11 protein-coding genes and 1 pseudogene are annotated in these 11,593 nt (G+C 64.0%); 9 read left to right on the forward strand and 3 right to left on the reverse strand.

Features of this window, described 5'->3' with window-relative positions; translation table 11 throughout:
- The 9 genes and pseudogenes from MOV61_RS24195 to MOV61_RS24235 all read left to right on the forward strand — a co-directional run.
- Positions 1-123, forward strand: a pseudogene (locus tag MOV61_RS24195) (N-acetylglucosamine kinase); the annotation flags it as partial.
- A 181-nt stretch (positions 124-304) separates the two neighbouring features.
- Positions 305-1,228 carry an N-acetylmuramic acid 6-phosphate etherase gene (gene murQ, locus MOV61_RS24200; protein ID WP_247032891.1) on the forward strand — a complete coding sequence of 308 codons (924 nt, stop codon included), beginning with the start codon at positions 305-307 and terminating at the stop codon, positions 1,226-1,228.
- A gap of 77 nt (positions 1,229-1,305) precedes the next feature.
- Positions 1,306-2,826, forward strand: coding sequence for an ABC transporter substrate-binding protein (locus tag MOV61_RS24205; RefSeq protein WP_247138419.1), 1,521 nt, complete (start codon positions 1,306-1,308; stop codon positions 2,824-2,826).
- Positions 2,827-2,862: 36 nt separating this feature from the next.
- Positions 2,863-3,825, forward strand: a complete 963-nt coding sequence (locus tag MOV61_RS24210; protein ID WP_247138420.1) for an ABC transporter permease — start codon at positions 2,863-2,865, stop codon at positions 3,823-3,825.
- Positions 3,825-4,664 (forward strand): ABC transporter permease, encoded by an 840-nt coding sequence (locus MOV61_RS24215; protein ID WP_247138421.1) that lies wholly within the window; start codon positions 3,825-3,827, stop codon positions 4,662-4,664. The genes MOV61_RS24210 and MOV61_RS24215 overlap by 1 nt, the downstream gene beginning before the upstream one ends.
- Positions 4,661-6,406, forward strand: coding sequence for an ABC transporter ATP-binding protein (locus MOV61_RS24220; protein WP_247138422.1), 1,746 nt, complete (start codon positions 4,661-4,663; stop codon positions 6,404-6,406). The genes MOV61_RS24215 and MOV61_RS24220 overlap by 4 nt, the downstream gene beginning before the upstream one ends.
- A 12-nt stretch (positions 6,407-6,418) precedes the next feature.
- Positions 6,419-7,444, forward strand: a complete 1,026-nt coding sequence (locus tag MOV61_RS24225) for a serine hydrolase (protein ID WP_247138423.1) — start codon at positions 6,419-6,421, stop codon at positions 7,442-7,444.
- A 10-nt stretch (positions 7,445-7,454) separates the two neighbouring features.
- A complete protein-coding gene (locus tag MOV61_RS24230; RefSeq protein ID WP_247138424.1) occupies positions 7,455-8,570 on the forward strand; it encodes an anhydro-N-acetylmuramic acid kinase in 1,116 nt (371 codons plus the stop codon).
- A 48-nt stretch (positions 8,571-8,618) separates the two neighbouring features.
- Positions 8,619-9,539, forward strand: coding sequence for a DMT family transporter (locus MOV61_RS24235; protein WP_151043075.1), 921 nt, complete (start codon positions 8,619-8,621; stop codon positions 9,537-9,539).
- Here MOV61_RS24235 and MOV61_RS24240 read toward each other — a convergent pair.
- The 3 genes from MOV61_RS24240 to MOV61_RS24250 form a co-directional block, all read right to left on the reverse strand.
- Positions 9,536-10,279: an ABC transporter permease gene (locus MOV61_RS24240; RefSeq protein ID WP_247138425.1), complete on the reverse strand. Its 744-nt coding sequence runs from the start codon at positions 10,277-10,279 to the stop codon at positions 9,536-9,538. The two genes, MOV61_RS24235 and MOV61_RS24240, sit on opposite strands and share 4 nt — an antisense overlap.
- Entirely contained in the window at positions 10,276-11,214 is a 939-nt protein-coding gene (locus MOV61_RS24245) for an ABC transporter ATP-binding protein (protein ID WP_247138426.1), read from the reverse strand. Before MOV61_RS24245 ends, MOV61_RS24240 begins: the two co-directional genes overlap by 4 nt.
- Positions 11,211-11,593: ABC transporter permease (locus MOV61_RS24250; RefSeq protein WP_247138427.1), on the reverse strand; the 383-nt coding region annotated here is incomplete at its 5' end. The genes MOV61_RS24250 and MOV61_RS24245, both read right to left, overlap by 4 nt.

Consider the following 11,593-nt stretch of genomic DNA (forward strand, 5'->3'; position numbering starts at 1 on the left):
GGGCTGTCGAGCCCGCTTGAGGCCTGGCTGGCGCCCGATGTCCGCCGCCGCCTGAAACCCGCCGACGGCGACGCCGTCTCGGGCGCCATCATTCTCGCACGCAAGGCCCTTCAAGCCTCCTGACCCTGATCCCGTGTCTCGGTAGGTCCAGGAAGGAAATGGAATAATATATTCCAATTCTCAATTGACTCATGGAATGGATGATCCTAATCCTTTGGGAAAGGCAACGAAGGGTGAGGAGCAACATCGTATGACGCAGATCCTGCGAAGCGCTGCGCTGCACCCCGATCTCGAAGGCAGGGTCATGAGCGACGAACGGCTGATATCCGAACTGGAAAGACTGGTTTCGGAAGACCGCAATCCCCGCTCCATGGATATCGATCTGCTGCCGACAGTCGATGTCCTGCGCGAGATCAATGATGAAGACAAGGGCGTCGCGACCGCAGTTGAAAAGGTGATCCCGCAGATCGCCGAGGCCGTGGACGAAATCGTCCGCGCTTTCCAGAATGGCGCACGGCTGGTCTATATCGGCGCCGGCACCAGCGGCCGCCTCGGCGTGCTCGATGCTTCCGAATGCCCCCCGACTTTCAGCGTCCCGGAAGGCATGGTCGTCGGCCTGATCGCCGGCGGCAGCCACGCCCTGCAGCACGCCGTCGAAGGCGCCGAAGACAGCCCGGAACAGGGCCGGCAGGATCTCGTAGACATCGGCCTGACCGCAGCCGACGTCGTTGTCGGCATCGCCGTCAGCGGCCGCACCCCTTACGTCATCGGTGCCCTGAACTATGCCAAGGAGATCGGGGCAAAGACCGTCGCCCTGTCCTGCAATCCGGACGCCGTCATAGCCGATATTGCCGACATCGCCATCTCGCCGGTGGTCGGTCCGGAAATCCTGACCGGTTCGACGCGGCTGAAATCCGGCACGGCCCAGAAGCTCGTGCTCAACATGCTGACCACGGCGAGCATGATCCGCATCGGCAAGAGCTATCAGAACCTGATGGTCGACCTGCATGCCAGCAATCAGAAGCTCGTCGCCCGCGCTGCCCGCATCGTCATGCAGGCGACCGGCTGCACGACGGAAGAGGCGCGCCGCGTGCTTGACCTCACCGGCAACGACGTCAAACTGGCGATCCTGATCGCGCTGACGGGAATGGATGTCGATACGGCGCGCGTGGCGCTCGACGATGCCGGAGGCTTCCTCCGCAAGGCAATTGATGGGAAGACAGCGTAAAGCTGCTGAATGACGGCCGCTGCTCAAATGTGGCTGGGTCGAGACAACGAACAGATATCAAAAGAGGGAGAATAAAAATGGGAAGACATCTTTCGACTAAACTGCTGTCCGGCCTTGCGCTGGCCGTCACCATCGGCGCGACCGCGATCGCCTCGCCGGCATCCGCCGCCTCGCTGAAAATGGCCTGGAAGCAGGATGCGACCGGCCTTGATCCGCACAAGCAGACCGCATTTTCCTCGATCCGCCTGCTGGAGCTGATCTATGAGCCGCTCGTCCGCCTCGACAAGGACCTGCAGATCGTCCCGGCCGTCGCAGCCTCCTGGGAATTTGCAGCCGACGCCAAGCAACTGACCTTCAAGCTTAACCCGAACGCAAAATTCCAGGACGGCAAGCCGGTAACGGCCGCCGACGTGAAGGCCTCGTTCGAACGCCTTCTCGACGAAAAGACCGCCGCCGCCGCCCGCGCCAACTTCCTGTCGATCGCCTCGATCGAGACCCCGGACCAGGCGACGGTCGTCTTCAAGCTGTCGCAGCCGGACGCACCGCTTCTGACCGCCATGGCGAGCATCAACGCCGCCATCGTACCGGCGGCTGAAATCGCGGCCGGCACGATTGGCACCAAGGCGCTCGGTACCGGCCCGTTTAAGCTCGACAAGTGGGAGCCGAATTCCAAGGAAACGCTCTCCGCCAACAAGGATTGGGCCGGCGGCAAGATCGCGATCGACGGCATCGACATCAGCGTTCTGCCGGACGAGACCGCGATCCTTGCGGCGCTGCGCACCAAGCAGGTCGACTTCGCGCTGATCAACGATCCGCTGGTCGCAACCCTCGTGCCGAAGGAAACCAGCCTCGTCCTCAACCGCACGCCGGTTCTCGCCTACCACGTCCTGCAGATGAACCCGTCCCGCAAGCCGATGGACGTTCTCGCCGTGCGCCAGGCAATCTCCTGCGCCATCGACCGCAAGGACGTGCTCGACACGGCTTCGGTCGGTGAAGGCAAGGTCACCGGTCCGCTGACCATGCCCGGTTACACGTCCGACGCCAGCGCGCTGTTCTGCTACAAGCAGGATATCGCCAAGGCGAAGAAGCTGATGGCCGACGCGGGTTTTGCGAACGGCTTCACCGCGACCGTGATCGCCGCCAATGGCGAGCCTGCGACCGCAGCCGCCGAAGCGCAGGTCCTGCAGTCCCAGCTCGCCGAAATCGGCGTCAAGCTCAACATCAAGATGATGGAGCTCAACGTCTATGTCGACGCCTGGCTGAAGGGCGACTTCGACATGGCGGTGGCGCTGAATGGCGGCCGTGCCGATCCTTATTCCATGTACAACCGTTACTGGACCAAGACCGGCAACCTGCAGAAGGTCACCAACTACATCGACGACACGCTCGACAGCCTGATGCAGAAGGGCCGCGTCGAGACCGACCCTGCCAAGCGCAAGGTCATCTTCGCCGACTTCGAGAAGCACCTCGTCGAAGTCGCCCCCTGGGCCTGGCTCTACACGTCCTACAGCTACACCGCACAGCAGAAGAATGTTCAGGGCTTCGTGCCGACGCCGGAAGGCTCGCTGTTCGGCCTGAGCAAGGTCACGTTGCAGTAATCGCGAAAGCATGACGGATACGAGGTTGGTGGGCGAATGAGTTACCTGGCGCGACGGCTGTTGACGTTTCCGCTCGTGATGCTCGGGGTCTCCATCCTCGTGTTCGTCGCAATTCGATTGGTACCGGGTGACGCGATCACCGCGATGCTCGGCACCGAAGCCGGCCTGCTGACACCGGCGCAGAGGGCGGCGCTCTCGGCCTATTTCGGCATCGACAAGCCGATCCTGGTGCAATACTGGAGCTGGCTTCTCGGCGTCCTCCAGGGTGATCTCGGCATTTCCGTCATCCATGGCAAGCCGGCGCTCACCATCATCCTCGAACGTTTCCCGCTGACGCTGCAGCTCGCCTTGATGTCCATGTGCGTGGCGCTGCTCGTCGGCCTGCCGGCCGGCGTGTTCGCCGCCACCCGCAACGAAAGAATGTCCGATCTGGCGGTACGCATCTTCGCGATGATCGGCCAGTCGACACCGAATTTCGTCGTCGGTCTGCTGATCATCTATGCCCTGTCGGCCGGTTTCGGCATCCTGCCGGCCATGGGCGAGTTCACGCCGTTCCTGACCGATCCCTTGCGCAATCTCGGCCAGATGATCCTGCCGGCGATCACGCTCGGTTTCGCCTTCGCCGCCTCCGTCACCCGCATCTCGCGCTCCGCCATGCTGGATGTCCTCTCCGACGACTATGTCCGCACCGCCCGCTCCAAGGGCGTGCCAAAACGCAGCGTCATCTGGCGCCATGCCTTGCCGAACGCACTGATCCCGGTCGTCACCCTGAGCGGCGTCGAGTTCGGCTATCTGCTCGGCGGCGCCGTGCTGGTCGAGCAGATCTACGCCCTGCCCGGCCTCGGCCGTCTCGTCCTCGAAGCGATCCTGCAGCGCGATTACGCGCTGGTGCAGGGCTGCGTCCTGTTCATTGCCTTCAACTTCATGGTGGTCAACCTGCTCGTCGACCTCGCCTACGTGACGCTTGATCCACGCATCCGGCTCGGAGAGAGCAACTGATGTCGATGCTGCGTGCAATTTTCAGCCATTCCAGCGGCAGGATCGGCGGTACGATCGTCGTGATCTATGTCGTCGTCGCGCTGCTCGGCATGTCCGGCATTACCCCTCACAATCCCCTGCAGCAGTTCCGCATCGACCGTCTGCATGCGCCGAATGCCGTCTACTGGATGGGCACCGACCTGTTCGGCCGCGATGTGGCAAGTCGGCTGATGAACGGCATCGGCCAGTCCTTCCTCGTCGCCTTCTGCTCGGTGGCGATCGCGACGGTTGCTGGAACTGTGCTCGGCCTCACGGCCGCCTGGTTCGGAAAGGCCTGGGACGGCCTCGTGATGCGCATCATGGACGTGCTGCTCGCCTTCCCAGCCATCCTGCTCGCGCTCCTGATCATCGCCGTTGTCGGCCCCGGCACCTGGACGAGCGTAGCTGCAATCGCCATCGTCTACACGCCGATCTTTACCCGCGTAGTGCGCGGCCCGGCGCTCTCGATCAAAGCCCGCGAATTCGTCGATGCTGCCCGCACCTTCGGCTCGAGCCGGCGCTATATCCTGACCCGGCATCTGCTCCTTAACCTGGTGGCACCGCTGACCGTTCAGGTGACGCTGGCGCTCGCCTGGTCGCTGCTGACCGAAGCGGGCTTGAGCTTCCTCGGCCTCGGCACCCAGCCGCCGGCCTCCTCGCTCGGCCTGATGCTCGCCGACAGCCGTAACCTGATGGAAAACGCGCCCTGGCTGCTGATCTTCCCGGCGGTCGCGATCATGATCAGCATTCTCGGCTTCAACCTGCTCGGCGACGCCTTGCGCGACATCCTCGACCCCAAGACGCGGAGGTCCGCGCCATGACATCGCTTCTCTCGGTATCCGGCCTGCGTGTCGGTTTCGGGCGTGACCCGAAGCAGAACGAGATCGTTAAGGGCGTCAGCTTCGACCTCGATGCCGGCGAGACGCTGGCGATCGTCGGCGAAAGCGGCTCCGGCAAATCGGTGACGGCGCTCTCCATCAACCGGTTGGTCGATTTCGGCGGCGGCCGGATCATCGGCGGTTCGATCACCCTGAAGCGCGCCGACGGCAGCATTCTTGATATCACCAAGGCTGAAGAGCCGGTGCTCGAAAAAATCCGCGGTTCCGAGATCGGCATGATCTTCCAGGAACCGATGACTTCGCTCAACCCGGTGCTGACGATCGGCCGCCAGATCGAGGAATCGTTTCGCCTGCATCGCGGACTGACGGGCAGGCAGGCGACGGCTGCCGCCAAGGACGCACTCGATCGCGTCCGCATCCCCGATGCCGCGCGGCGTCTCAAATACACCCCGAACCAGCTTTCCGGAGGCATGCTCCAGCGCGTCATGATCGCCATGGCGCTCGCCTGCAATCCACGCCTGCTGATCGCCGACGAGCCGACGACCGCGCTCGACGTGACCGTCCAGGCCCAGATCATGGCTCTGCTCGGCGAATTGAAGCGTGAGACCGACATGGGGATGATCTTCATCACCCATGACATCGGCCTCGTTGCCGGCATTGCCGACAAGGTCATGGTCATGCAGGCCGGCGAAGCGGTCGAGCAGGGACCGCTCGGCGACGTCCTCGACCAGCCGAAACATCCCTATACGCAACATCTCCTGAGCGCCGTGCCGCATTTCGAATCCGGCCGCGCCGCCCGTTCCGATTTCACCCGAGAAAAATCCGAGGCGATTGTCCCTGCCCTGAAAGTCGATGGCCTGACGGTGCGTTTCAAGGTGGCCGGCAGCATCTTCAGCCGCTCGCCGGGCTCGGTCCATGCGGTTGAGAATGTCGGCTTCGACCTGATGCCGGGCGAAACGCTGGCGATTGTCGGCGAGAGCGGCTCCGGCAAGTCGACCACGGCCCGCGCCATCTTGGGGCTCGTGAAGCCGACGCGCGGCAGCTTCTCCGCCAACAACGGAACGATCGTGGACGGAAGCGATCCCTCCGTGCAGATGGTCTTCCAGAACCCCTACGCCTCGCTCAATCCGCGCCTGCGGATCGACAGCATCCTCGCCGAACCGGTGATCGCCGCCGGTGGCCGGATCGACGCGGAAACGCGGGCGAAAATGGTGGCGCTGCTGAAGCGCGTCGGCTTGCCCGAAAACAGCCTGCTGCGCTATCCGCACGAGTTTTCCGGCGGCCAGCGCCAGCGCCTCTGCATCGCCCGTGCGCTGATGCTCAATCCGTCGATCGTCGTGCTCGACGAGGCAGTCTCGGCGCTGGACGTCTCGGTTCAGGCCAAGGTGCTGGAACTGCTGGTCGACCTGCAGCACGAATATGGCCTCGCCTATCTGTTCGTGTCGCATGACATGGCCGTCGTCGAACGTATCGCCCACCGCATCGCGGTGCTTTATGCAGGCCAGATCGTCGAGATTGGCAATGCCGCGTCGGTCCTGTCCAGCCCGCAACATTCCTATACCAGGCGGCTGATTTCCGCCGTGCCGAGCATCGAGCGCCGCAACCAGCATTTCGAACTCGATACCCGCCAGGTACCGTCTCTGGTTCGGCCACCGGGTTTCGAGCCGCCGCCCGCCGAGTGGCAGACCTGTGGACCGGATCACCGGGCGCGGGCGGAAGCCTGAGGATGTAACGATATGAAAGACAAAGCGTCCGCCAACCCCGAGCTTGCCGCCGTCTTCCAGCGGGCCTTCGCCCCACTCGAGCGTTCCGTCACCGACAGACGCATTCCCGGCGGAGTGCTCGGCATCGTCGACCTGAGACACGGGCGCATGACCCGCGCCGTCGGCTCGGCGCAGGTTGTTCCGGTTGAACGTCCGATGACCGTGGATACCTGGTTCGATCTCGCCTCGCTCACCAAGGTGATCTTCACCACGACGCGCATCCTGAAGCTCGCCGACGACGGCATGATCGATCTCGACGCGCCGCTCACCACTCTGCTGCCGGACCTGCGCCAATACAATGCAGAGGCCTGGGAACGGAAGATCACCTTCCGACAGTGCCTCGGCCACCAGACGCCGTTCCCGGGTGTCGAGCCGATCTACACCTATGGCCGCGATCCGGACCTGCTCCGCGCCTTTATCCTGCAGCGGGAATGGAAGGCCGGTCCGCCGGTCTATTCCGACATCAACTTCATCCTGCTCGGCTTCGCGCTCGAACGGCTGGCAAAGAAGACGATCCGCGACCTCGATCCCGGCCCAGGCTTCGCCTGGTCTGCCGATCCGGAAAATTCCGCCGCCACCGAAGACTGCGCCTGGCGGCAGAGGATCCTGTCGGGCGAAGTGCACGACGAAAATTGCGCGGCGCTGCAGGGTTCCGGCCATGCGGGCCTGTTCGGCACGGTGATGTCGGTTCTGGACTTCGCCGAAAGCCTGCTCGACGGCACCGGCGCGTCCGGGAATGCGATCGCGCTGATGCGCGCGCCGCTCTCGAACAGGCGGACCCATGGTTGGGAGCATCCCTATGCCGACTGGTGGGGCGGAAACCTGTGCAACCCCGGAACGATCGGCCATACGGGCTTTACCGGCACAAGCTTGCTGATCGATTTCGACAGGGGCCGTGCCGTGACCCTGCTCACCAACCGCATCCATCCGACCCGCCATTTCGACAGCGGCATCCTGGCCCTGCGGCAGGCGGTCTGCAATCTCGTGAACCAAACCTGAGGAGCTGATCATGGAGCCAATCTGGGCTGTCGGCCTGATGACCGGAACCGTCCTCGACGGCAATATCGACGTGGCGCTCCTGAAGACGGACGGCGAGACGATCGACACGTTTGGTGCCTATACGCTCGCCCCCTATCCGCCGGAAATCCGCGCCCTCCTGGAGGAAACGCTCGCTCAGGCCCGCGTCTGGAATTTCGAAGGATCCGATCCGGCGATCTTCCGCGAGGCCGAAGAGGCGCTCACAAAGGCGCAGTCCCACGCCGTCAGGGAACTCGTCGAAAGCACGGGGCTGACGATGGCCGATATCGGCATCGTCGGTTTCCACGGCCAGAGCGTGCTGCACCGGGCACCCACCAAAGACAGGCTCGGCGACACCCGCCAGCTCGGCGATGGCGAGCTGATGGCCTCGATCCTCGGCACCAAGGTCGCCTACGATTTCCGCTCGGCGGACGTGCGGGCGGGTGGCCAGGGCGCGCCGCTTGCCGCCGCCTATCATTCGGCTCTGCTACGCGGCGTCGATACCAGCGGCGATACGGCCGTGCTCAATCTCGGCGGCGTCGCCAACATCACCTGGTGGGATGGCAGGGATCTGATGATCGCCTTCGATACCGGCCCGGCCAATGCGCCGCTCAACGACTTCATCAAGGCACGCGGCCTTGGCGAGATGGACCGCAACGGCGCGCTCGGCGCCTCCGGCAAAGTCGACGAGGAACGCCTCGCAAAGCTTCTCGAGCATCCCTATCTCACGGCGCCCTATCCCAAATCGCTCGATCGTTTCGACTTCACCGCCGCCATGGCGGACGGTCTCGACGACGCCACCGGCGCGGCAACGCTTTCGGCCTTCACAGCATCCGCCGTCGGCAGGGCACTCGATCTTTTGCCGCACCGTCCGAAGCGGCTGATCGTCAGCGGCGGCGGCCGCCACAATCCGACGATCATGTCGATGCTTGAAAGCCGCGCCGGCGTGAAGGCCGTTTCCGCCGATACGCTCGGCTGGCGGGGCGATGCTGTCGAGGCCGAGTGTTTCGCGTTCCTTGCGGTACGCGTATTGCGCGGCCTGCCGATCAGTTTTCCCACAACCACCGGTGCACCAAGGCCCTTGCAAGGTGGCAGGCTCGCCGGGTAAGTCCGCACTTTCAAATTGCAGGATCAGAGTCGGGAACGCTCGCACACCATGAACAAGAGAGCAGCCTCGGCGATAGCGGGCAATGCGGTACTGGCAGGCATACTGCTGATGCTGCTCGGCGATTTCATGTTTGCCCTCAACGATGCCATGGGCAAATGGCTGGTGGCGAGCTTTTCGGTTGGACAGGTCCTGCTGATCCGGTCGGTCGGCGCCTTTTTCGTGCTCGGCCCGATGCTCGCCCGTCAGCCGATTTCGGCACTCTACAAGGTCGAGAAACCGCCGCTGCATGTGCTGCGCATCGTGCTGGCGACAGCCGACACCGGGCTTTTCTACGCCGCCGTCGCGTACCTGCCGCTCGCCGACGTCATGACCTTCTACATGGCCGGCCCGATCTATGTGGCCGCCCTCTCGCATTTCCTGCTCGGCGAGCGCATCGGGTGGCGGCGCTGGCTCGCCGTTCTGATCGGCTTCATCGGTGTGGTGATCGCCCTTCGTCCCTCCTCGGAAATGCTGTCATTGCCGTCGATCTTCGGGCTGATCGGCAGTCTTTCCTTCGCACTGACGCTGGTGCTGAACCGCACGCTACGCTCGACCCCGGATGCGACCCTCGTCACCTGGCAGACGCTTGCATGCCTCGTGGCCGGCGCGTTCCTGACCGTCGGCAACTGGAGCCCGTTCAATACCGGAGAACTGCTGGCCCTTCTGCTGCTCGGCATCGTCTCCTGCGGCGCGCATCTGCTGATCACCCGCTCGCTGAAACTGGCGCCGGCCTCGGTGCTGGCGCCGCTGCAATATACGCTGCTGCTCTGGGCGATCGTGCTCGGCTGGATTTTCTTCGGCGATTTCCCGGATGTCCAGACGCTGACGGGCGCCGGCATCATCGTCATCGCCGGGCTGTTCATCTTCCACCGCGGCAACCTGAAACAGGATGTCGAACCGGTCGTGCCGACCGATTCCAGCCACGGTTAGGCCGCACCCGTCCGGCGGGCGATCATGGCTTCAATCGCCGAGAGCCCATCATAGATCAACACGGCCAGCGCGCCGACGATCAGCCCGCCCTGCAGCACGAAGGCAAGGTTGTTGGATTGCAGCCCGGCGATGATCACCTCGCCGAGGGTCTTTGCCGCAACCGTCGAACCGATCGTCGCGGTGGCGAGACTGATCACCACCGAAAGCCTGATGCCGGCGACAACCACCGGCAAGGACAGCGGCAACTCGACCTGAATGAGCCGCTGGAAAGGTGTCATGCCGGAACCACGCGCCGCCTCCATCACCGATCGTGGCAGGTTGGTGAGCGCCGTCAGCGTGTTTTCAAAGATCGGCAGAAGCCCGTAGAGAAACAGCGCGATCAGCGTCGGCTTCTCGCCGAAACCGACGGCCGGGACGGCAAGCGCCAAAACAGCGACCGGCGGAAACGTCTGGCCGATATTGACGAGGCTTCGGGAAAGCGCCAGGAACTCCACCCCGAACGGCCGGGTAACGAGGATCGCCAGAAGCACGGCGATGATCGTCGCCGCCAACGTCGCGATCAAGACCGTCCGCAGGTGCAGGATCGTCAGGCTGAGCAGGCTGCCCTGATTGTAGATCGCCGGTGCGTTCGGCTGCACGAGCGGCTTCAGCAGCGGCTCAAAACTTTCCGGCGAGACCAGGAAGGCGATCAGCACGAGAAGCAGAAGGCTGCGCAGGATGGTCGGCACCCAAGCCCTCATCGTGGCCTCGCGGCGCGCTTGAGGATCGCGTCGAGCGTCACCCGCCCCATCGGAGCGCCGCTCCTAGAAATAACCGGAAGCGCATCCCGGCCGCTCCAGATCAGGTCGGCAAGCGCCTCCTGCTGACTCCTGTCCTCGCGGATCGGCTCGCCTTCCGCCTCGCCCGGCTCTACGGCAGCGCCGGTCCTTGCAATCGAAAGCAGCCGGAACGGCCGTTCCGCATCACCGATCAGCGTCTCGACGAAGGGCGTCGCCGGTGCACGGACGAGTTCGGCCGGCGGCCCGTATTGCACCACCCTGCCCTTGTCCATCACGGCAATCTTGTCGGCGAGATGGAACGCCTCATTCATGTCATGGGTCACCAGGACAATCGTCGTGGCGAAATGTTTCTGGATCGCCAGCAGATCTTCCTGCGCCTTGGCGCGGATGATCGGATCGAGCGCCCCGAAGGGCTCGTCCATCAACAGCACGTTCGGTTCGGCCGCAAGCGCCCGCGCCACCCCGACGCGCTGCTGCTGGCCGCCGGAGAGTTCGTGCGGATAACGTGGCCCGAACGTCTTCGGCTCGAGCTGGAAGAGCGTCAGCAATTCCTCGACCTTGGCGTCGGTGCGGGCCTTCGTCCAGCCGAGCAGGCCGGGCACCGTCGCAATGTTCTGCGCCACCGTCCGGTGCGGGAAAAGCCCATGGCCCTGGATGGCGTAACCGATCCGGCGACGCAACTCGTAGCCCGGGATGGACCGGTTGTCCTCGCCATCGAGCCGGATGGCGCCTTCTGTCGCCTCCACCAGCCGGTTGATCATCCGGATTAGGGTCGTCTTGCCGGAGCCGGACGTGCCGACGACGACCGTGACCGTGCGGGGCTCGATCACCATCGAGACATCGTCGACGACGGCGATACCGTCATAGCGCTTGGTGATGGCGTCGATCTCGATCATGCGGATCTGGCTCCGTTGGGGAGGCGGGAGTTCATCTCGATCAGCGCGTCGAGGACGACGGCCGAGGCAAAGGCGAGCGCCACGGTCGGTACGGCGCCAAGCAGGACAAGGTCCATCGCTGTCTGGCCGATGCCCTGGAAGACGAAGACGCCGAAACCGCCGCCGCCGATCAGCGCGGCAATCGTCGCCATGCCGATATTCTGGACGAGCACGATGCGGATCGCGGTCAGGATCACCGGCAGTGCCAGCGGAAACTCGATCTTGAATAGCCGCTGCCGGCCGGTCATGCCGATGCCGCGGGCAGCGTCGTTTGCCGCGCGCGGCACGCCCGCAAGTCCGACGACGGTATTGGCGACGACAGGCAGCAGCGAATAGAGAA

It is taken from the genome of Neorhizobium sp. BETTINA12A (assembly GCF_023006485.1).
GTDB lineage: Bacteria > Pseudomonadota > Alphaproteobacteria > Rhizobiales > Rhizobiaceae > Neorhizobium.